17 protein-coding genes are annotated in these 23770 nt (G+C 41.9%); 14 read left to right on the top strand and 3 right to left on the bottom strand.

The window, feature by feature from the left end:
* The first annotated feature begins 13 nt into the window (after positions 1-13).
* The 8 genes from AACM45_RS07060 (at position 14) to AACM45_RS07025 (ending at position 11406) form a co-directional block, all read left to right on the top strand.
* Positions 14-3142: a TAT-variant-translocated molybdopterin oxidoreductase gene (locus AACM45_RS07060; protein WP_339141671.1), complete on the top strand. Its 3129-nt coding sequence runs from the start codon at positions 14-16 to the stop codon at positions 3140-3142.
* 32 nt (positions 3143-3174) lie between these two features.
* Entirely contained in the window at positions 3175-4923 is a 1749-nt protein-coding gene (gene nrfD, locus AACM45_RS07055; RefSeq protein ID WP_339141670.1) for an NrfD/PsrC family molybdoenzyme membrane anchor subunit, read from the top strand.
* On the top strand, positions 4923-5450 hold the full coding sequence (locus AACM45_RS07050) for a DUF3341 domain-containing protein (RefSeq protein ID WP_339141669.1): 528 nt from the start codon (positions 4923-4925) through the stop codon (positions 5448-5450). Before nrfD ends, AACM45_RS07050 begins: the two co-directional genes overlap by 1 nt.
* Position 5451: 1 nt before the next feature.
* Complete coding sequence (locus AACM45_RS07045) at positions 5452-6021, top strand: c-type cytochrome (RefSeq protein WP_339141668.1); 570 nt, start codon at positions 5452-5454, stop codon at positions 6019-6021.
* A gap of 12 nt (positions 6022-6033) precedes the next feature.
* A complete protein-coding gene (locus AACM45_RS07040) occupies positions 6034-7368 on the top strand; it encodes a quinol:cytochrome C oxidoreductase (RefSeq protein ID WP_339141667.1) in 1335 nt (444 codons plus the stop codon).
* Positions 7369-7393: 25 nt separating this feature from the next.
* Positions 7394-8578, top strand: a complete 1185-nt coding sequence (locus AACM45_RS07035; RefSeq protein WP_339141665.1) for a cytochrome c oxidase subunit II — start codon at positions 7394-7396, stop codon at positions 8576-8578.
* Between the two features lie 41 nt (positions 8579-8619).
* Entirely contained in the window at positions 8620-10443 is a 1824-nt protein-coding gene (locus AACM45_RS07030; RefSeq protein ID WP_339141663.1) for a cytochrome c oxidase subunit I, read from the top strand.
* Positions 10444-10581: 138 nt separating this feature from the next.
* Positions 10582-11406 (top strand): GIN domain-containing protein, encoded by an 825-nt coding sequence (locus tag AACM45_RS07025; RefSeq protein ID WP_339141662.1) that lies wholly within the window; start codon positions 10582-10584, stop codon positions 11404-11406.
* On the opposite strand, the gene AACM45_RS07020 is transcribed toward AACM45_RS07025, so the two are convergent.
* Positions 11403-13658 (bottom strand): acyl-CoA dehydrogenase family protein, encoded by a 2256-nt coding sequence (locus tag AACM45_RS07020; protein ID WP_339141660.1) that lies wholly within the window; start codon positions 13656-13658, stop codon positions 11403-11405. The two genes, AACM45_RS07025 and AACM45_RS07020, sit on opposite strands and share 4 nt — an antisense overlap.
* Positions 13659-13749: 91 nt before the next feature.
* Between AACM45_RS07020 and ruvB the strand changes: the two genes are divergently transcribed.
* Both ruvB and AACM45_RS07010 read left to right on the top strand, forming a co-directional pair.
* The gene (gene ruvB, locus AACM45_RS07015; protein WP_339141658.1) at positions 13750-14772 is read left to right on the top strand and encodes a Holliday junction branch migration DNA helicase RuvB; all 1023 of its coding nucleotides are present in this window, start codon (positions 13750-13752) and stop codon (positions 14770-14772) included.
* On the top strand, positions 14773-16095 hold the full coding sequence (locus tag AACM45_RS07010) for a cytochrome P450 (RefSeq protein ID WP_339141657.1): 1323 nt from the start codon (positions 14773-14775) through the stop codon (positions 16093-16095).
* A gap of 47 nt (positions 16096-16142) precedes the next feature.
* Here AACM45_RS07010 and AACM45_RS07005 read toward each other — a convergent pair whose 3' ends face one another.
* Entirely contained in the window at positions 16143-17321 is a 1179-nt protein-coding gene (locus tag AACM45_RS07005; RefSeq protein WP_339141656.1) for an ABC transporter permease, read from the bottom strand.
* Positions 17322-17323: 2 nt separating this feature from the next.
* A complete protein-coding gene (locus tag AACM45_RS07000; RefSeq protein WP_339141655.1) occupies positions 17324-18079 on the bottom strand; it encodes an ABC transporter ATP-binding protein in 756 nt (251 codons plus the stop codon).
* A gap of 159 nt (positions 18080-18238) precedes the next feature.
* On the opposite strand from AACM45_RS07000, the gene queG reads away from it, so the two are divergent.
* From queG to ruvA, 4 genes are all read left to right on the top strand, one after another.
* The gene (queG, locus tag AACM45_RS06995; protein WP_339141654.1) at positions 18239-19159 is read left to right on the top strand and encodes a tRNA epoxyqueuosine(34) reductase QueG; all 921 of its coding nucleotides are present in this window, start codon (positions 18239-18241) and stop codon (positions 19157-19159) included.
* A gap of 148 nt (positions 19160-19307) precedes the next feature.
* On the top strand, positions 19308-20630 hold the full coding sequence (locus AACM45_RS06990; RefSeq protein WP_339141653.1) for an MFS transporter: 1323 nt from the start codon (positions 19308-19310) through the stop codon (positions 20628-20630).
* Between the two features lie 74 nt (positions 20631-20704).
* Positions 20705-23002, top strand: a complete 2298-nt coding sequence (locus AACM45_RS06985; RefSeq protein ID WP_339141652.1) for an NADP-dependent malic enzyme — start codon at positions 20705-20707, stop codon at positions 23000-23002.
* A 186-nt stretch (positions 23003-23188) separates the two neighbouring features.
* Positions 23189-23770 carry a Holliday junction branch migration protein RuvA gene (ruvA, locus tag AACM45_RS06980; protein ID WP_339141651.1) on the top strand — a complete coding sequence of 194 codons (582 nt, stop codon included), beginning with the start codon at positions 23189-23191 and terminating at the stop codon, positions 23768-23770.

Genomic DNA, 23770 nt, shown 5'->3' with positions numbered 1-23770 from the left:
TTCAATAAGAAGTATGGCATCAAACAAAAAATACTGGAAGAGTGAAGCGGAGTTGAATCCGAACGATTCCATTGTTGAGACGCTAAGGCAGAACGAATTCACGGAGCAGATTCCTGTTGATGAATTCTTGGGTGACAAAGAAAGCTTGTCCGCTTCATCCACCAATAGAAGGGATTTTCTTAAATATGTCGGTTTTAGCACGGCAGCTGCCTCTTTGGCCGCTTGCGAGGGTCCGGTCAAGAAATCAATACCTTATGTTATCCAGCCAGAAAGTATCGTTCCTGGAGTCGCGAACTACTACGCGACATCCATTGCCGATGGCTTTGATTTTGCCAGTATTTTGGTGAAGACCCGTGAGGGCCGTCCGATAAAAATTGAAAACAACGATAGGGCAAAGGTGAATGGTGGTGCAAATGCGCGTGTCAATGCCTCTGTACTTTCCTTATATGACAGTACCCGTGTTCAAGGGCCATCTTTTGAGGGGAGCCCCATGTCATGGGATGATTTCGATAATAGGGTAAAAGGGGGTCTAAGGGCGGCAAGTAATTCCGGTAAGCAAATTGCCTTGTTGACACAGTCTTACGCCAGTCCATCAACTGCTAAACTAATTGAGGAGTTTTCCACTGTATATGCCAATGTGAACCATGTCGTTTACGATGCCATTTCTGAAGATGCTGCTTTAAGTGCCTATGAGGCTGCTTATGGCGAAAGGGCACTTGCCGACTACGACTTCTCTAAATCAGAATTGATCATCTCTTTTGCCGCAGACTTTTTAGCCGATTGGCAAGGAGGGGGGTATGATACCGGGTATGCATCAGGGCGTGTGCCTAAGAATGGGAAGATGTCGCGTCATATCCATTTAGAATCCAATATGTCTTTGACGGGTGCCAATGCCGATAGGCGTGTGCCTATGAAGCCATCGCAGCTAAGAATGGCTTTGGCAAAGCTTTATGGTAAACTTAACGGTAGCACGGTCGGTGGCGGTGATTCTTCGGTCGATGGTGTTGTTGGACAGTTGGCCAACGAAATAAAACAGGCAGGTTCTAAAGCGGTCGTAGTCTGCGGATTGAACGACGTAGATGCGCAAACCGTGGTGTTGGCCATAAATAAACTATTGCAAAGCGAAGCTTTTGATGCTGAGCAACCTAAATACATAAGACAGGGGAATACCGCAAAATTGAACAAACTAGTAGCTGATATGAATGCCGGTCGCGTGGGTGCTTTGATAATTGACGGTGTAAACCCGTTATATTCATTGCCTAATTCAGCGGAATTCAATGAAGGTCTTGAAAAAGTAGGCTTAACGGTCAATTGTGCTTTCAACAATGATGAGACCGCCCAAGCCGTGAAATATGTTGCAGCGGGCTCCCACTATTTAGAGTCTTGGGGAGACCTCGAAATGAAGAAGGGGCACTTTAGTCTAATGCAACCTACCATACGTGAGTTGTTCGATACCAGACAGTTTCAATCTTGTCTGTTGACCTGGATGGGCAGCGATCAAACGTATTACGAGTTCGTGAAAGAAAATTGGACAAGTACTATCCTTAATGGGTCCAGTTGGGGCAAAGCATTACAAGATGGTACATTCGCCATGTCAGCCCCATCTGTAAATGAAGGGGAGGCGGTTGTTTTGAATACCGCATCAGAAGAGGAAATAGACGATTTAAATTCCCAAAATGAGATATCCCTTGCCACTGCGATACGTTCTTTGGCGAATGCTACCAGTGAGGGTATGGAATTGATGCTTTATTCGAAAGTGGGGATGGGTGATGGAAAACAGGCAGGCAATCCATGGTTGCAAGAATTTCCGGATCCAATTTCTAGGGTATCATGGGATAACTACGTGACCGTTTCAAAGGCGGATGCCATGGAAATGGGCCTTGTCAATGAGAATGTGGCCAATGGTGGTCTAGATGGTAGCTATGCCAACTTGACCGTAGCCGGTGTTGTTCTGGAGAAGGTGCCCGTAATCATTCAACCGGGTCAGGCAAAGGGTACCCTTGGTCTGTCTTTTGGATACGGTAAAAAAGCCGGAATGAAAGAAGAGATGCAGACGGGTGTCAATGCCTTTATGCTTTATAAAGATTTCAACAATGTGCAATCCGCTTCCATTGCCAAGGCTGATGGAATGCACGAGTTTGCCTGTGTGCAATTGCATAATACCCTTATGGGGCGTGGCGATATCATTAAAGAAACGACCTTAGAGATTTTCAATACAAGAGACCATAGTGAATGGAACCATGTTCCTCAGGTCTCTTTGGATCATCAAGAAGTCCCTGCGACCTCAGTAGACCTTTGGGCAGAATTCGACCGTTCAATCGGGCATCATTTTAACCTTTCGATTGATTTAAATGCCTGTACGGGGTGTGGGGCCTGTGTAATTGCCTGTCATGCCGAGAACAACGTACCAGTTGTAGGTAAACAAGAAATTCGACGCTCAAGGGATATGCACTGGCTGCGTATTGATAGGTATTATTCTTCTGAGGAAACTTTTGAAGGCGATAATGAACGAAAAGACAATCTCGATGGTCTATGGGGTGAAAATGGGTCACTTGGTGGTTTTGGTGAGATGGAAAATCCTTCGGAAAATCCGCAAGTTGCCTTTCAACCAGTGATGTGCCAACATTGTAACCATGCTCCTTGTGAGACGGTTTGTCCTGTTGCTGCCACTGCCCATAGTCGTCAAGGTCAAAACCATATGGCATACAATAGATGTGTTGGTACACGATATTGTGCGAATAACTGCCCTTATAAAGTACGTAGGTTCAATTGGTTCTTGTACAGTAACAATGATGAATTTGACTACCACATGAACAATGATCTGGGCAAGATGGTGGTGAACCCTGATGTCAATGTACGTTCACGTGGGGTTATGGAGAAATGTTCCATGTGTATTCAAATGACCCAAAAGACCATTTTAGATGCGAAACGTGAAGGTAGGCCTATAAAAGATGGTGAATTCCAAACGGCATGTTCTGCGGCTTGTAGCAGTGGGGCGATTGTCTTTGGGGATATTAATGATAAAGAAAGTAAAGTAGCTGAGTTGAAAGATGATGATAGAATGTATCACTTGTTGGAACATGTGGGCACGAAACCCAATGTCTTCTATCATGTGAAAGTTAGAAACACCAACAAAGCATAACCAAAGAACAAGCAAGAAATAGCATATAGATTATGGCGTCGCATTACGAAGCACCTATTCGAAAACCCCTAGTACTTGGCGATAAAGGCTATCACGATGTATCAGTTGATATCGCACGTCCGGTTGAAGGAAAAGCCAATAAACAGTGGTGGATAGTATTTTCCATCGCATTGGTGGCATTTCTATGGGGTTTAGGTTGTATTATTTATACCGTATCCACGGGTATCGGGGTTTGGGGATTGAACAAGACCGTTAACTGGGCTTGGGATATTACCAACTTTGTATGGTGGGTAGGTATCGGTCACGCAGGAACTTTGATTTCTGCGGTTCTGCTGCTGTTCCGTCAGAAATGGAGAATGGCCATCAACCGTTCTGCAGAGGCGATGACCATCTTTTCGGTAATTCAGGCCGGACTCTTTCCCATCATCCACATGGGGCGACCATGGTTGGCCTATTGGGTATTGCCTATTCCGAACCAATTCGGATCTTTATGGGTGAACTTTAATTCCCCATTATTGTGGGATGTATTCGCGATATCCACTTATTTATCAGTCTCCTTGGTATTCTGGTGGACAGGTCTTTTACCTGATTTTGCAATGATTCGCGATCGTGCGGTCAAGCCATTTCAAAAGAAGATTTACAGCTTGTTAAGCTTTGGTTGGACAGGTCGTGCAAAAGATTGGCAACGTTTTGAGGAAGTGTCATTGGTCTTGGCCGGTCTCGCCACACCTTTGGTACTTTCGGTACACACAATCGTATCTTTTGACTTTGCTACTTCGGTGATTCCGGGCTGGCATACCACGATTTTTCCACCATACTTTGTGGCGGGTGCTATTTTCTCTGGTTTTGCCATGGTGAACACCTTGCTTATCATTATGCGTAAGGTATGTAGTCTTGAAGATTATATCACGGTACAGCACATTGAATTGATGAACATCGTTATAATGATTACGGGCTCCATTGTAGGTTGTGCGTATATCACCGAGTTGTTCGTAGCATGGTATTCGGGTGTTGAATATGAACAGTATGCATTTTTGAATCGAGCCACGGGCCCTTACTGGTGGGCATACTGGGCCATGATGACCTGTAATGTGTTTTCGCCCCAGTTTATGTGGTTTAAAAAACTGCGAACCAGTATTATGTTCTCTTTCTTTATATCGATCGTAGTGAATATCGGTATGTGGTTTGAACGTTTTGTGATCATCGTTACCTCATTGCACAGGGATTACCTGCCTTCTTCTTGGACGATGTTCTCACCGACTTTTGTTGATATTGGCATATTCATAGGTACCATAGGATTTTTCTTTGTCTTGTTCTTATTGTATTCCAGAACATTCCCGGTGATTGCCCAGGCAGAGGTGAAATCCATTTTAAAATCTTCAGGGGAACGTTATAAAAAGTTAAGGGATGCCGGCAAACCTTTATATCAAATGCCTTCTCGGGGCAATGAAGTTATTAAGGAAACCATTACCGATGATGTACTCATGGGTGAGGTCGTACCTACCGTAGGCGATAAAGTGGGCGTTAATGAACTTCTTGGTTCCATAGGTACATTTGACCCGACCAAGGAAACAGCCGATGATTTGAAAAAGATAAAAGGGGTTGGTCCAGAAATGGAGCGGGTACTCAATGAGATTGGTATATACACGTTTGCGCAGGTAGGTCGAATGACTTCAAGGGAATACGATTTGTTGGATTCGATTACAGGAAAGTTTCCAGGTCGCGCACAACGTGATGATTGGGCAGGCCAGGCTAAATTGTTAAACGATAAAAAACAGTAATGGCATCAAAAGTTATACACGCGGTTTACAACGATGATGATATATTAATGCATGCCGTAAAAAAAGTACGTGCCGCACATCATCACATCGAAGAAGTGTACACCCCTTTTCCGGTACATGGGCTTGATAAGGCAATGGGGTTGGAAGATACCCGAATCGCAATCACCTCTTTCATGTATGGTTGCTTAGGGCTTACAGTGGCAATTGTGATGATGAACTACATCATGATAGAAGATTGGCCCCAAGATATTGGTGGTAAGCCGAGCTTCAGTTATTTAGAGAACATGCCTGCATTTGTACCGATAATGTTCGAGCTTACGGTATTTTTCGCCGCCCACTTAATGGTAATCACATTTTATTTGAGAAGTAGGATGTGGCCATTCAAGAAAGCCGAAAATCCAGATAAAAGAACGACCGATGACTTATTTCTTATGGAAATTGGCATACACGATAATGAGGATGACCTGAAAAACCTATTGTTGGATACAGGTGCAATTGAAGTAAAAGTTACAGAAAAGGATGAATAGCATGAAGCACTTCGTAAAAATAGTTTTTGGTATTGTGTTATTGGCAAGTGCAACCTCTTGTTTTGATAAAAGCCAACCCAATTATCAGTACATGCCAAATATGTATGAACCTGTAGGTTATGAAACCTACGGTGGTGTAGACAACGGTCTTTTTCCTCAGGGCACGGAAGCGATGTTGCCGGCAGAAAATACGATTTCTAGGGAATGGATGCCTTACGAATTCGAGAACACCCCCGAAGGCAAAGAATTGGCAAGATTGCAACCAAGTCCTTTAGATTCATTGGGTCGGGATGAAAACTTGGTCAAGGGTGCCGAACTTTACGCTGTCTATTGTATGGTATGCCATGGGCCGAGAGGTGCTGGACAAGGAGTATTGGTCAAACGTGAAAAAATATTGGGAGTACCTAGCTATGATGATGCAGCACGTAATATCACCGTAGGGAGCACGTACCATACCATGTATTACGGTCTAAATTCAATGGGTTCTTACGCGGCGCAGATGAGTAGCGAAAAAGAGCTCTGGCAAGTAGCTGAATACGTCATGAAATTAAAGTCAGACCTAACAAAATAGAAAACAGAAAGTATGTACACGTTTTCAAATAGATTAAAAATTACTTCTTATATCTTAATGGCCGTTGGGGCTATTTGCTTGATAACAGGGTTTTTAAGTGCTCCAAGTACCGTTGAGGAAGCAAAGGCAATAGTTGCTTCACATGATGATGGCCACGGGGGTGGTCATGGTGCTGAAGTGGGTCATGGTGATTCCCATTCGGGTGCCGATACGCACGGTGATGAAGCTGCTGGTCATTCTGCAAGTCATGACGAGCATGTATTACACCAATTACAGAATAGGCCATGGTCGGCATTATATGTAGCTGCTTTCTTCTTTTTTATGATATCCCTCGGGGTGTTGGCATTTTATGCCATACAACGGGCGGCGCAAGCAGGTTGGTCACCACTACTGTTCAGGGTTATGGAGGGTATTACCTCTTATATTGTTCCAGGGGGGATTATCGTATTCGTAATCTTGGTACTGTCGGTATTACATATGAACCATATGTTTACATGGATGGATGCCGAAGTGGTGGCGCACGACGAATTATTGCAGGGAAAACAAGGGTATTTAAACCCTACTTTTTTCTTGATTAGGGCCGCTATCTTTTTAGGGGGGTGGATTGCTTATCGCCAATATTCTAGAAAGCTTTCCCTAGAGCAAGACAAATCAGATGATAATTCCAAATTCAAATTGAACTTCAGGATATCTGCGGCGTTCTTGGTCTTTTACCTGATATCGGAATCAATGATGTCTTGGGATTGGATAATGAGTTTGGATCCGCATTGGTTCAGTACCTTATTCGGTTGGTATGTCTTTGCCAGTATGTTTGTTTCGGGTATTACGGTTATCGCCTTGGTAACGATCTACCTAAAATCAAAAGGTCTTTTGCCAGAGGTAAATAACAGTCATATCCATGATTTGGCCAAGTTTATGTTCGGGATAAGTATTTTTTGGACCTACCTATGGTTCAGTCAATTTATGTTGATTTGGTATGCCAATATTCCGGAGGAGGTTACTTACTTCGTTACACGAATAGAAGACTACAAAATACCATTTTTCGGTATGCTGGTGTTGAACTTTATATTTCCGTTATTGGTATTGATGAACAGTGATTTTAAACGTGTCAACTGGTTTGTCGTGATGGCGGGTATTATAATCCTTTTTGGCCACTATATGGATGTGTTCAATATGGTTATGCCGGCTACCGTAGGAGATCAGTGGTATCTTGGAGTTCCTGAAATCGGGGGAATCCTATTTTTTGCAGGTCTATTTATTTTCTGGGTATTCAACGCCTTGACCAAAGAGGACCTGACTCCGAAACGAAATCCATTTATTGAGGAAAGTAAACATTTTCATTACTAAAATTGTAAGCGAAATCAGTTAGAGAATGACGACATTATTAATATTAACAGTTCTAGTTTTAGTGGCAATTGCAATCTGGCAAATGACCAAGATATTTGAATTGTCACAGCTAGGGGCGACTACAACGAATGCACAAATTGCAAACGATACCGATAATAAGAACAATGGTTACCTATTATTTGGTTTCTTGATTTTTATTTATGGTATTACTATCTTTAGTTTTGCCAAATATACCAAGGTATTGTTGCCAGAAGCCGCATCGGCCCATGGTGGCGAATACGACACTTTGATGTGGGTATCATTTGCCATTATCTTTTTCGTGCAGACCATCACACAGGCATTGTTGCACTATTTTGGGTATAAATATCGAGGTGAAGAAGGAAAAAAAGCGTTGTTCTATGCCGATAACGATAGGTTAGAGTTCATTTGGACTATCATTCCGGTAATCGTATTGGCGGGTTTGATTATCTGGGGATTGTATTCTTGGACAAACATTATGGACGTGAATGAAGACGATGATCCATTGATTGTAGAGCTTTACGCCCAACAATTTAATTGGACGGCAAGATATGGGGGTCAAGATAATGTTCTTGGTGACGCCAGCGTTCGTCTTATTGATATCGATAGGGCCAATGTTTTGGGTTTAGACGAGTCAGACCCTAACGCCGGTGACGACGTAATCGTAAAAGAGTTGCATTTGCCCGTTGGTCGAAAGGTGAATTTTTACATGCGCTCACAAGATGTCTTGCATTCAGCATATATGCCACATTTTAGGGCCCAAATGAATTGTGTGCCAGGTATGATCACACAGTTTTCATTCACACCCACCATTACGACCGAAGAGATGCGGTTGAAACCGGATGTGGTCGATAAGGTGAAGCGAACAAATGCAATTCGTGCTGAAAAGGCTGCAAGCGGCGACCCGAACTCAGACCCATGGGAATTTGACTATGTGTTGCTTTGTAATAAAATATGTGGTAGATCACACTACAATATGCAAATGAAGATTATTGTTGAGACCGAAGAGGAATACAATAAATGGATTGCGGAGCAAGGTACATTTGCCGAGACGGTAATGAAGGATGAAGATACCAAAGAATCACCCGTTGAAGTTGCTTTAGAGGAAGAAACCGAGGGAACGGCTGAAAAACCAGAGGAACAGCTAGAGGAGATGGTTGAGGAGGCTCAGCAAGAGATTGATAAGGAGTAAATTAAGCTAGAAAAAGGAAATAATAATTTAAAAATTCGATTATGTCTGCAGTAGCACACGTTGACGATCACGCACACGATGATCATGGACATCATCATAAGGAAACATTCATCACCAAATATATCTTTAGCCAAGACCATAAGATGATTGCGAAGCAATATCTTATTACAGGTGTTTTGGTCATGGGTTTTATCGGTATTGCAATGTCATTGATGTTCAGAATGCAATTGGCATGGCCTGGGGAGTCTTTCTCGGTCTTTCAAGCTTTATTGGGTAAATGGGCCCCAGACGGTGTAATGGATGCAGATGTATATCTGGCATTGATTACGATGCACGGTACCATTATGGTATTTTTCGTACTAACCGCAGGGCTAAGTGGAACGTTCAGTAATCTTTTGATTCCATTACAAATAGGTGCCCGTGATATGGCATCCGGTTTTTTGAATATGTTGTCGTTTTGGTTGTTCTTTGTTTCTACGGTCATCATGGTAATCTCATTGTTCGTCGAAGCAGGGCCTGCAGCAGCGGGTTGGACGATTTATCCTCCATTAAGTGCCTTACCGATGGCCCAACCAGGTTCTGGTATGGGCATGACACTATGGTTGGTCTCAATGGCGATATTTATTGCGTCATCACTTTTGGGTTCCTTGAACTACATCGTTACCGTATTGAATTTGAGAACAAAGGGAATGTCCATGACTAGACTTCCCCTAACGATTTGGGCATTTTTCGTAACGGCTATCATTGGTGTCATTTCGTTTCCTGTTCTTTTATCCGCTGCGTTATTGCTGATTATGGATAGAAGTTTTGGGACCTCATTCTTCCTTTCCGATATTTTTATTCAAGGTGAGGTCTTGCATTATCAAGGTGGTTCGCCCGTACTCTACGAACACTTATTTTGGTTCTTGGGGCACCCTGAGGTATATATTGTCTTACTACCAGCCTTGGGTATTACCTCTGAGGTAATGTCTACGAATGCCAGAAAACCAATATTCGGTTATCGTGCCATGGTTGCCTCCATACTTGCAATTGCGTTTCTATCGACGATTGTTTGGGGACACCATATGTTTATTTCCGGTATGAATCCGTTCTTAGGTTCCGTGTTTACGTTTACGACCTTATTAATCGCGATTCCTTCGGCCGTAAAAGCGTTTAATTATATCACAACGTTGTGGAAAGGTAATTTACAGCTCAATCCCGCAATGCTATTTTCCATAGGTCTGGTCTCTACTTTTATTACAGGTGGTTTGACAGGTATTATTTTAGGTGATAGTACACTTGATATCAATGTACACGATACGTACTTTGTTGTAGCGCACTTCCATTTGGTTATGGGTATATCAGCTTTGTATGGTTTGTTTGCGGGGGTCTATCACTGGTTTCCCAAAATGTTCTATGGCCGAATGATGAACAAGAATCTGGGTTATATCCACTTCTGGGTCACTGCGGTATGTGCTTATGGTGTGTTCTTTCCGATGCATTTCGTCGGTATGGCAGGGGTGCCTAGAAGGTATTATGAGAATACGGCATTCCCTATGTTTGACGAATTGACCAATGTTCAGGTATTGATGACCGTTTTTGCATTGATTGCTGGGTTGGCGCAACTGGTTTTCGTATATAATTTTATCAGTAGTATTTTCTACGGTGAAAAAGGACCTCAAAATCCTTGGAAATCAAATACATTGGAGTGGACAGCCCCTCAAGAGCACATACATGGCAATTGGCCAGGTAAGATTCCTGAAGTACACCGATGGGCTTACGATTATAGTAAAACCTATGAGAATGGGGAGTATATTATTGAAGGGCAAGATTTTGTGCCTCAACATATTCCATTACAAGATGGAGAAGAAGAAATGCATCATTAATAGTGTCATTTAGATACGTATAAAAAAGCCATCCAAATACCGGATGGCTTTTTTATTTGATTAATTTGGTATGAAATTCGCTTTTTGTTTTTTAGAACCGGCAACAAGTTTTTGAATTGAAAAATAAATCGTAACGAAATGAAAAAAATATTCTTATTAAGCTTACTGTGTGTTTCTTTTGTAAGTACAGCGCAACGAAGACCTAAGATAAAAGGAAATAGGGAAGTGACCGAGGTACGTGAAGAGCTGCCCCCCTTCAATGCCGTAGAGCTTAATGATAATTTGAGCATTGTACTGAAAAAATCGTTTGGTGAGGGATATGAGATTATTGCAGATGATAACTTAATTGACGTTTTGAAATTTAAGGTGGTCGATAGTACCTTGGTAATCTCTTCTTTTTATGACATCACGGCAAAGAAAAAATTAGGGATTACGGTGAACTTTCGAGAACTTAAGGCCATCACCATGAGGGACGGTAAAATCGATAGTGAGGACATCCTTAATAGCGATGAACTTTTTATCAACGTTTTTGGGCCTTCAAAGCTCGATGTCGAGGTGAACGCATTTATAGCTAATATCAATTTAGAAGACACGAGTACCGCTAATTTTAATCTGGATGTAGATTCCGTAAACGTCAGTATGAAGCATAAAGCAGATGCAAGGTTGTACGGTGTTAGTGGTGCCAAGAATATAGAACTAGCGAATAATGCAACCTTGGATATAGAGGGTACGACGGATAAACTAATTTTGAAACTAGTTGATGATACCAAGTTTCGAGGTGAAAAGCTGCAAACCCAAAGTGCCTCTTTGCAAATAGAGGGTTCGCCATTGGCAAGGATATATGCTACAATGGAGTTTGAGTTGCAATCAAGTGGTGATGCAAAAACATACCTCTACGGGGAACCTAAAATCACGATACTTGATTTCTTGGATACCTCTCAATTGATTAAGAAGAAGAATTAGTTTGCAATCGGGGCGGTCACTAAATTATCTGGTATTCCGAACCCATCAACTAAAGAATTCACATGTGGTCTGAGTTCCGTGCTCAACCGCTCAACACGTTGTCGTATCGCTTTTGATTTCGTGCTTCCTATGTAACCTTGTTCCAAATACCAAGTTGCATCTTGTCGTATGATTTTTAGACCATGCAAGGCACCAAGTTGGTACAGCAATTTTTTGTAATCCCCTTCTTTTTGTGTTGCAACGAATTCATAATACCATTTTAGGGCCAAAACTTCGCTATAGGCTTTCCCCAAGGCTAATAAATGGGTCTGTACCTTTAGAAATGCCTGATAACTGGGTACGCCTTTTTTAATGTAATCGCGAATACGCATTGCCGCTGAATCCGTCAATCGCCGTAACCTAAAATCCAAGGCGTGCAAATGAAACTTTGGATTGTACAAATGCGATTTGTCGACCTTATTGGAATAGGCCGGATTGATAGTCGTTAACTTATCGGAAAAACGCCCGCCAAGTAATTTGAGAACGCTGAGAAATCCGCCAGCATTCAATTCTGATTTAAAATCAGAAAGTACCCCTTTAGCGGCTAATTGCAATAAAACCGTGTTGTCACCCTCAAACGTTGTAAAAATATCCGTGTCATTTTTAAGGTCTGCGATCCTATTTTCCAGTAGGTATCCTTTTCCGCCACAGGCCTCCCTGCATTCTTGGATTGTTTCGGTTGCGAACCAGGTAATAATAGCTTTTAAGCCTGCCACTTGTGTTTCTATTTTTCGTTTGTCCTCTGAACTGCTCGCATAAACGTTCATTGCTTTTTGAAGTGCCGTATGATACACATACGTCGAGGCTACTTTCGGGATCAAGCGCAATTGATGGGATGGATAGTCCATCAACAGATCTTCTTGAACTTTGATGGAATCATTGAACTGCCTTCTTTTAAGGGCATGTTTAACACTTATGGTCAAGGCCATTTTGGCCCCTGCCAAAGCTCCTTTGGCCACACAGATACGTCCGCCCACAAGGGTGCCTAGCATGGTGAAAAAACGTTTGTTCGGATTTTTGATCTTTGATTGATAATCACCATTTTCATCAATTTGCCCATACTTATCCAAAAGGTTCGCTACGGGCACTTTTACCTGATTGAACCAAATCTTACCGTTGTCGACGCCGTTCAAACCGAGTTTATACCCATTATCTTCAATTGTTATTCCCGGTAAAACTTCATGTTTTTCATTTCGTAAGGGAACCAATATGGCATGTACACCTTTATTTTTTCCACCAACGATGAGTTGGGCAAAAACAGAGGCCATAGTAGAATGGAGGGCATTTCCAATGTATTCTTTATTATCGTTTTTACCCGGGGTATGTACGACCAAGCTTTGGGTCTTATGAACATAAGTAGCAGTGGTCTTTATACCGCGCACATTGCTTCCGTGACCCGTTTCCGTCATGGCAAAACAGCCTAATAATTCAGTGGTGCCGGCTTCTTTTAAATATTTTTGATGATGTCGTTCGCTACCCAGGTTTTGAATACTCCCCCCGAAGAGTCCGAACTGTACCCCAAATTTAACGGCAAGACTACCATCAACAAAGACTAAGTGCTCAAAAATGGAGGCATAGCTTTCAATATTATCCTTTCCTCCATAGGCAGCTGGATAGGCTAAAGCGCCCCAGCCTTCAGAGGCCAATAATTGTACTTGTTTCAATACCAGTTTTCGGGCTTCCTCTTTGTCACGATAGACGTTCCATTTGAAAATAGGTTTCTTGAGAAAATTGCGGAACTCCCTCAATTCCGTTACATGTTCTTTGTTGAGTAATATATCGATTTCGGTACCATCGTAATGGTTTGAATAATCTTGCTGTACTACCTCAATATGGAACAGGTGATTGTAGTGGTTGGGTTGTATGCCTAAATTCAGCTCTATCTCCCTCAGATTTCGGTTCACCGAACATGATTCACAGTAATAACTAGCGACTTTACGTGAAAAAGCTTCCAAAGGGTAAACCTCACTTTCAATCAAAGTTGCCTTACTCTTTGATATGAGTTTTTGCCAATTCTTTATTTCCCCATTTGTTGGTGGTTTTGTTCGGTCGAGCCAACTTTTGAGCTTCTGCTTGTCTGCATCGGTCAATGATACATCTTCTTGAACAGCTGTCTTTATTACTTCTATCTCAGAAGTAGATAACAAATCGTCAGACCATATCACATAAAAGAAGGGGATGTATGGTAAAATGGTATTGCTATAGGTATTCATATTCATGTGTTTAAATTACAACAAATAGATTCACTTTCTGAAAGTCTTCATTTTAAAATCTTATAGTGTAATTGCTTTATCTTTGTCGTGTATGAACGAAAATCTTGACCCAACAACTGGTAATTTCTCTTCTGAAGAGCTCGATATTGAAAGGGCATTACGCCCGATAACCTTTGATGATTTTACGGGACAAGAACAGGTGTTGGAAAATTTGAAGGTTTTTGTACAGGCGGCGAATCAAAGGGACGAGGCCTTGGATCATACCTTGTTCCATGGCCCACCAGGATTGGGAAAGACAACATTGGCCCATATTTTGGCCAATGAACTGGGGGTTGGAATTAAAATCACATCTGGCCCCGTATTGGATAAGCCCGGTGATTTGGCCGGACTTCTTACCAATTTGGAGGAAAGGGACGTCTTGTTTATTGATGAAATACATCGTTTAAGCCCTATTGTTGAAGAATACTTGTATTCGGCAATGGAAGACTATAAGATCGATATTATGATTGAGACTGGGCCCAATGCGAGAACGGTGCAGATCAACTTGAGTCCTTTCACCCTAATTGGCGCAACAACACGTTCTGGATTGTTGACGGCGCCGATGCGTGCCCGGTTCGGTATACAAAGTCGTTTGCAGTATTATGATACCGAATTACTCTCTACCATTGTTGAACGTAGCGCCGATATCTTGAAAGTGCCCATTACCAATCAGGCAGCCATAGAGATTGCAGGTAGAAGCCGAGGTACCCCCAGAATTTGCAATGCCTTGTTACGAAGGGTTCGCGACTTTGCCCAAATTAAGGGCAATGGAAAAATTGATATCGATATCTCGAAATTCGGTTTGAAGGCCTTGAATGTTGACGCTCATGGTCTTGATGAGATGGATAACAAAATATTGACTACCATTATAGATAAGTTTAAAGGAGGTCCGGTCGGAATCACCACCTTGGCGACTGCCGTTTCAGAAAGTGCGGAAACCATAGAAGAGGTATATGAGCCCTTTTTGATCCAACAGGGTTTTATCATGCGCACCCCCAGAGGTCGTGAGGTAACGGAGCTGGCCTATAAACATTTGGGTCGGATTAAGGGGAATGTTCAAGGTGGATTATTTTAAATGAAAAAACTCCCCCATGTCTCTGCCTTAAAAGTCTTATGGAATAGCAAGGAAATCTTAAAAAATCCTTTACCCTTTCATAAAGTAAATTTTGATAAGCTAGGGGATACTTTTAGAATTTCAATACCGGGTGAAGGTAAAGTGCTGTTTTCTAGGGACCCAGATTTCGTTAAGGAAGTACTTCAGAAAAAACATCGTTTTTATGCCAAGTCAAAATTACAGACCCAAGATTTAGCCAAATATATTGGCTATGGGCTGTTGACAGCTGAAGGCCAACATTGGCGCACACATCGCAGGATGATACAACCTGCTTTTCACCTAAAAAACCTAAAATCGTTGCTTGGCATCATGCAAGAGGCCATTGCATATGAATTAAACCGAATCGTACCCCGTAAAGAACAAGATGTTTTTGAATTAATGGGCGATGTTGCCTTTCAAGTGGTCGCGAAATCACTTTTTAGTTCCAACGACATACGCCAGCCAATGGCAAGATTGAAAAAGGTCACTGAAGAAAATCAACGCATGTTGATCAAAGAGATGCGTCGCCCTTTCTTAAAATGGTGGTTTCGGGCTTCAGGTGAAATAGGTTCAGAGTTGAAAAAGTCGGCGGAAGCCAGAACAATTTTGAATGCCCTTATTGAAGAGCGTTTAAAGGGTGAACAAAATAGTACTGACCTTTTAGACATGCTCTTGGCCGCTACTTATGAAGATGGTAGTAAAATGCCAAGGGAACAATTGATAGATGAGTTGTTGATCTTGTTTACGGCGGGTCACGAAACAACAGCGAATGCCCTGTCATTTACATTGTATTTTCTTGCGAAAAACGAAAACCTACAAGAAAAACTTTTAGCTGAATCCCTACTATTGGATACAACTTCAGTGACCCTTGAAGATTTGCAAAAGCTACCCTTGATCCAATCGTGTATCAATGAGGCTATGCGGCTGTATCCCCCGGCATATTTTATCGATAGGGTGGCCATGGAAAATAATGAGATCAATGGTTTTGAACTAAAAAAAGGAACCTTGGTACTGTTGTCATTATTTGAGTTGCATCGCCACGAAGGTTTTTGGAAGGCCCCAGAAGACTATATCGCTGATAGGTTTTTACATTTTCAAGATAAAACATATACCGATTATTACTATCCATTTGGTGCAGGGCCAAGAATGTGTATTGGCAATGCGTTCGCAACTTTTGAAATGGCCATGGTAGTTGCCACACTGGTCAAAAAATATAAAATCACAACCAGTATGGATCGTATTGAGATCAACCCCATGATATCACTAAAACCAAAAGAGGTCAAACTTCAATTTACCCTTAGATAAAAGCCCGGAACAAAGTCCGGGCTTATTTTATTTCAAAATGGTAATGCTTAGCTTAGAATCGCATTCTCGTCTGAAAATTTCTTGTAGCTAAAATATATTGCGGTCACTGCGAAGATTACAAGTGATAGCAACATGGCCGTGTACATACCGATATTTATGGTACCGGCCATTATTTCTTTGACCCCCAACCCAATATTCAGTACCGGTATAAAAACCGTGGCCCACGTAAATTCGATACCGGGCATCAATGCCATGACCAACGGTATGATGATCAAGATAATTATGGGGGAAGCCTTACTTTGCGCTTCTTTAAACGTTGTCGCCCCGGCGACCAATGCAATGATCAATCCCGCTAAGAACAATGAAAAAGGAATGAGCAGTAATAGGATCATTGTAATGGATTGCGGACTTAACATTTCGGTCAAGGCAAGTTTAAATGTATCAGGAATATCATCGATGAAGTTCAGCCCTATGATCAATCCGGTCAAATTCAATAGGGCAGGTATGAAACCCAAAAGAGAGGCGACGATAGCTTTTCCCATTAGAACCGAAAATTTTGAAATAGGTAGTGAAAGGGTGGTCTCAATAGTTTTTCGTTCTTTCTCCCCTGTAACCAAATCAATGGCGGCCAATAGGCATCCGCCCCACATCGTCAAGATAAAAATATAGGGAATAAAGCCGCCTACCCTTTTTCCAATGAGCTCTTTTTGCTCCCCTACCTCGACATAGTTTTGAACCATCGGGTTCATTTTTTCGGTTGGAATGTTCAACAATGCAATACGTTTCTTTTTTAGTTGCGCAGAATAGGTTTCCAGTAACTTTGAAACCCTGCCATTAACATTGTCTTTGGTGCCATTGCGATAAACACTCACACTGGCAGTGCTTAAACTGTCCATCTGAGTCTGCCAATCAGCAGGAAAAACCAATGCGGATTGAATGGCTTCATCGTCGATCAGTGCCTTAAAATCTTCTGAACCGGTATACGTGGTGATTTGGTTTAGGGTGTCTTTTTTTGCAAGTACCACAAAATCCTGTGGGGCGTTGACCAAGCCCAATTGTACCTTTTTTTGTTGATTGCTTTCTTGGATCATCTGACTTACTTTGATGCCTCCGAACATTAACACGGGAATCAACAGGGTCGGCAGCACAATCGAGTTGATAATGGTCTTCTTGTCCCTTAATAACTCTGTAAGTTCTTTTTTGACTATTATAAATAAATCCCTCATCGTTATGCTTCTTTTACTCGGTTAATAAATTCTTGGGTAAGGTTGTCCGCTTTCATATCCTTTTTGAAGTTGTCAAAAGAATCGTTGTAGATGATAGAGCCTTTGCTTATGATGGCAAGATCGTCACATAACAGGTCTACTTCACTCATGATATGTGAAGAGAAGATCACCGTTTTGTTGTTCTCTTTTGATTCGCGTATCAAATCAATGATACTATCTGCGGTAATGACATCAAGACCTGAGGTAGGTTCGTCAAAAATCAATACCTCAGGGTCATGGATCAAGGTTCTTGCGATGGAGACCTTCTGTTTCATACCCGTACTCATTTGGCCTAGCTTTTTCTTGCGGAATTCGTTGATGCCCAGTTTTTCAAAAAGGTATTCCTTGCGCTCTGAGTAAGACGGTTCGGGAAGACGGTACAGTTTTCCAAAGAAGTCTAGGGTTTCATCAGGGTTCAATCGTTCGTAAAGTCCTGTGGAACCTGTTAAAAAACCGATACGTTTTTTTACCTCTTCATTACCTTTAGAGATATCGACATCATCTACAATGGCATTGCCAGAAGTTGGGTTGATAATACCGGCGATCATTCGAAGTGTGGTTGTTTTACCTGCCCCGTTGGGTCCTAATAGGGAGAAAATACGCCCTGGCTTGCATTCAAAGGAAACCTTGTTTACCGCATTTACGGTCACGGTCTCTTTTTTAAACCCCTTACCGGTTTTAGAGGTAAAGGATTTAGTGAGATTGTTTAGTTGGATCATAGCGTTGGTTTATGATAATACGCCTGTTAGATGTCTAAAGCCTTAAAATGTTACATGATTTGACTTAAAAATTTCAAGGTACCACAAGCAATGACTTCGATGACATTGTTTTTTCTTTTCGCATAATCGTATTTTAGCGGATATACGCCTGAATACACCATGAATTCAAAAGGGACCTATTCAAACTTGATTAAAGCTGAGGCCAAGCGTCTTGGTTTTTTGTCATGCGGTATCTCAAAAGCTGAATTTTTAGAGGAAGAGGCACCGCGTTTAGAGCAATGGTTAAATGAAAATAGGCATGGTAAAATGTCTTACATGGAGAGCCATTTTGATAAACGCCTCGATCCCACAAAACTGGTCGAAGGTTCAAAATCGGTCATTTCGTTATTGCTGAACTACTATCCGCAAGACAAACAGGGTGAAAACACCTACAAGATTTCAAAGTATGCCTACGGTCAAGATTATCATCATATCATAAAATCAAAGTTGAAAATGCTTCAGTGGTTTATCTCTGAGGAAATCGGGTCGGTTCAAGGTCGGGCCTTTGTAGATTCGGCCCCTGTTTTGGATAAAGCCTGGGCGGCCAAAAGTGGTCTGGGCTGGATAGGTAAGCATAGCAATTTATTGACCCAACAAGTAGGGTCTTTTTATTTTATCGCCGAACTAATCGTTGATATAGAGTTGGACTATGATACACCAGTCACAGATCATTGTGGCACATGTACCGCTTGTATTGATGCATGCCCGACAGAAGCCATTGTCGAGCCCTATGTGGTTGATGGCAGTAAGTGCATCTCGTATTTCACCATTGAACTGAAAAATGAAATTCCAAATGAATTTCAAGGTAAGTTTGATGATTGGATGTTCGGTTGCGATGTCTGTCAAGATGTATGCCCTTGGAATCGTTTCTCAAAAGCGCATCAAGAACCTTTGTTCAATCCTCATCCTGATTTGCTCGATATGACCAAAAAGGATTGGGAAGAGATTACCGAGGATGTGTTTAAAACGGTTTTTCAAAAGTCTGCGGTTAAACGCACTAAGTTTTCTGGTCTCAAAAGAAATATCGATTTTTTAAAGTGATCAAGAAGTTTTTCGAAATCGTTTTCGTTGCCTAATTCTTTGTTTTGGCTTGTATAATTTATCAAAACAATAAAGATTATAGTATATTGAAAGGATATTAAGAAAAAGGCTTTGATCGAGACAGCTTTATTACCAAATTCAATCAACCATGAAAATTAAAAAACCCAGTTTAACTTTTTGGCAGATTTTCAATATGAATGTTGGGTTCTTAGGAATTCAATATAGTTTTGGGTTACAACAGACCGCGATAAACCCTATTTTCCTATACCTAGGGGCACCAGAGGAAATGCTCCCGATATTGAATATCGCAGGTCCGGTAACAGGGCTCGTGGTTCAACCGATAATAGGTGCTATGTCTGATAAAACATGGTCACCGAAATGGGGTAGGCGTAAACCTTATTTTTTAATAGGGGCGATAATAGGCAGTTTGTGCTTATTCGCCTTTCCGACCAGTCCGGTATTATGGTTTGCGGTTGGACTATTATGGATTTTGGATGTAGGAAATAATATGGCGATGGAACCCTACCGTGCATTCGTCGGGGATAAACTTCCAGAAAAGCAATTGAGCTTGGGGTATCAAATGCAAAGCTTATTTGTGGGCGCGGGTATCTTATTGGCCAATGGATCCATTGTTTTATTTCAGTACTTATTCGGTGGCGATTCCATTGAGGTCGCGGGTGAAATTCCGAAGTGGTTGTATTACTCGTTCTATATTGGCGGTATGTTATCCATAGCAACGATTCTCTGGTCAGTACTTAAAACGCCTGAAATACCACCCTCAGATGAAGAGCTGGCAGAAATCAACCATGACAAGAGTCAACCTTTTAGTGTTAGGTTAGCTAAACCTTTCAAAGAAATATCCGAAGCCATTAGGCAAATGCCACCTTTTATGTGGAAAATAGGGGCGGTTTACCTTTTTCAATGGTATGCACTTTTTATTTATTGGCAATACATTACCCCGCTGTTCAAGTTGACAATGGGGTACTCCACCTCTGAGGCGGCATCGCAATCTGCACAGATGAGTTTGACTTATAATATTGTGACTATGGTGGTGGCGTTGGCCCTTGTGCCATTGACCCTAAAATATGGCGGCAAGAAGGTGTATGCCTACAGTTTGGTAGGTACTGCCATAGCCTTATTCTCGATTCCGTTCATCAATGACCCATTATTGGTCTTGGCACCTATGATTCTTTTTGGCGTAGGTTGGGCGGCCATGATGGGTATACCCTATACTATGGTCTCAAAAGTAGTTCCCCAAGAGCGACGTGGGGTCTATATGGGGATATTGAACATGATGATCGTAATACCCATGGGAATAGAGACCCTTACCTTCGGGCCTATTTATAAATATGTATTGGGCGGTAATGCTATAAATGCCATGATATTTGCGGGTGTATTCTTCTTTATAGCGGCATTATTGGCAATGCGTTTAAATGTGCAAAGTGCCGTTGGTGAAGCTGTGACGGAATAGATTTTACATTAGTGGATAATACCTTCTTCCGTTCCATGGAATACCCTTAAATTTATGCATTCCAAACCTAAGGTATGAGCAAAGAAAAACAACGTAGAGAGGCATTAATATATCACGCAAAACCGCAACCTGGCAAGATTAAGGTGGTGCCGACGAAACCTTATGCCACCCAAAGGGATTTGGCCTTGGCCTACTCACCGGGTGTCGCTGAACCTTGTTTGGAAATTGAGAAGAACAAAGATGAGGTTTATCGCTATACCGCTAAGGGTAACGTTGTGGCGGTGATTTCAAACGGTACCGCAGTATTGGGTTTGGGTAATATCGGTCCTGAGGCGTCTAAACCGGTAATGGAAGGTAAGAGCCTACTCTTCAAGATTTTTGCTGATATCGACGGAATTGATATTGAGCTCGATACTGAAGATGTTGATAAGTTCGTAGAGACCGTAAAGACCATTGCGCCCACCTTCGGTGGAATTAACCTTGAGGATATTAAGGCTCCCGAGGCTTTTGAAATAGAAAGAAGGCTTAAAGAAGAGTTGGACATACCTGTAATGCATGACGACCAACACGGCACGGCCATCATTTCTGCAGCAGCATTACTAAACGCCTTAGAGCTTACCAACAAAAAAATGGAAAAGGTCAAAATTGTCGTAAACGGAGCTGGTGCGGCGGCAATTTCATGTACCCGTTTGTACCAAGCATTTGGTGCCCAAAGGGAAAATATAGTCATGTTGGATAGCAAAGGGGTAATTCGCTCTGATAGGGATAATCTTAGTAAGCAGAAAGCAGAATTTGCAACGAATAGGGATATAGCGACATTGGATGATGCCATGAAAGATGCCGATGTCTTTATTGGCCTTTCAAAAGCTGATATTTTGAAGCCCGATATGCTAGAGGCCATGGCTAAGGACCCAATCGTCTTCGCAATGGCGAATCCGGATCCCGAAATAGAGTACGACTTAGCCTGTAAGACGCGAAAAGATATCATCATGGCCACAGGTCGTTCGGATCATCCAAACCAGGTGAACAATGTGTTGGGCTTTCCCTTTATTTTCAGGGGTGCTTTAGATGTGCGGGCCACAAAGATCAACGAAGCCATGAAGATGGCAGCGGTTCGTGCGTTGGCCGATTTGACAAAAGAATCCGTTCCTGAACAGGTCAACATTACCTACGATACCACACGTTTGACATTTGGAAGGAATTATATCATACCTAAACCTTTCGATCCAAGATTAATTGCCAAAATACCTCCGGCAGTTGCAAAGGCAGCTATGGAAAGTGGCGTTGCGAAAGCGCCAATTGAAGATTGGGACAAGTATGAGGAAGAACTTCTTTTGCGTTCGGGCAACGATAACAAAGTGGTGCGCATGTTGCACAATAGGGCAAAGGTAAACCCAAAACGAATCGTATTTGCCGAGGCCGAATTATTGGACGTTTTGAAAGCGGCCCAGATTGTGTACGAAGAGGGTATTGCAATTCCCATTCTTTTGGGGCAGAAAGAAATCATAATGAAGCTCAAAGAGCAACTTGAATTTGATGCTGAGGTTCAAATCATCGATCCGCGCTCAGAAGATTCGAGCACCATACGAACCATGTACGCCGATAAACTATGGCAAATGCGAAAGCGAAAAGGAGAAACCCGTTATAGTGCTAGGGTGAATATGGGCAAACGAAATTACTTTGGCGCTATGATGTTGATGGAAGGTGATGCCGATGGTATGATTTCAGGATATTCGAGAGCGTACCCTAAAGTGCTAAAACCTGTTTTTGAGGTAATCGGTAGGGCCCAAGGTGTTGGTAAAGCATCTACGGTCAATATTATGATTACAGAGAGAGGCCCATTATTTTTAGCGGATACTTCCGTTAATATCAACCCCAACGCCGAAGAATTGGCAGAGATCGCAGTGATGACCGCCAATGTGGGGAGTACCTTTGGTTTTGATCCCGTGGTCGCCATGTTATCGTATGCCAATTTTGGATCCTCAAATGATAAAGAAGCCCAAAAAGTCAGGGATGCCGTGAAGATATTACATGAAAAACACCCCGAGCTTGTTGTAGATGGTGAAATCCAGACTGATTTTGCCCTAGATCAAGAATTGTGTCGCAATAATTTTTCTTTTTCGAAACTCGCAGGAAAAAAAGTGAACACCTTTATTTTCCCAAATTTAGATTCCGCCAACATCACCTATAAGTTGCTTAAGGGATTGAATAAGGCAAGCTCTATCGGGCCTATAATGGTCGGGCTGAGAAAATCAGTACATATTTTGCAGCTTGGCTCAAGTGTCGATGAAATGGTCAATATGGCCGCTGTCGCCGTAATTGACGCCCAAGAACGTGAGAAACGGAAAAAGGCAAAAACGGGAGGTAAATAGTTTTTAGTCGAGAGCCGGTAGTTGACTGATATCGGTCAGCTATAAGAAGTCACAAAGGCTAAAATAATTTGAATATTTAATATTAAAACCTATTTTCCCTAAACCCTAAACCCTAAACCCTAAACCCTAAACCCTAAACCCTAAACCCTAAACCCTAAACCCTAAACCCTAAACCCTAAACCATTCATGATTCATCATTTAAAAGGAAAACTGGTAGAAAAGAATCCCACCTATGTCGTTGTGGAATGTGGTGGTGTAGGCTATTTTCTTAATATTTCCCTGCATACGTTTTCCTTGTTAAGCGATGATGAGAACATACAACTTTTTACACATTTACAGGTAAAGGAAGATTCACATACACTTTTTGGTTTTGTTCAAAAAACGGAGCGTGAAATATTTCGAATGCTGATCTCAGTTTCAGGTATTGGCGCGAGTATCGCTAGAACAATGCTATCATCATTGGATCCGCAACAGGTAAAGGAGGCAATCGCAAGCGGCGATGTCCCAAAAATTCAATCTATAAAGGGGATTGGTGCGAAAACCGCACAACGTGTTATTTTAGATTTAAAGGACAAGATCCTTAAAGTTTATGATATGGACGAAGTTTCCTTACAATCAAACAATACAACAAAAGAAGAAGCGTTATCTGCTTTAGAGGTTCTTGGTTTCGCGAGAAAACAATCAGAAAAGGTTGTGGATCGCGTTCTTTCACAAGATTCTTCTTTAAGCGTGGAAGATACGATAAAACGAGCGCTGAAAAATTTGTAG

It is taken from the genome of Croceitalea sp. MTPC5, from assembly GCF_036985505.1.
Classification (GTDB): Bacteria; Bacteroidota; Bacteroidia; order Flavobacteriales; family Flavobacteriaceae; genus Croceitalea.
This window is presented reverse-complemented; position numbering and strand designations above follow the sequence as displayed.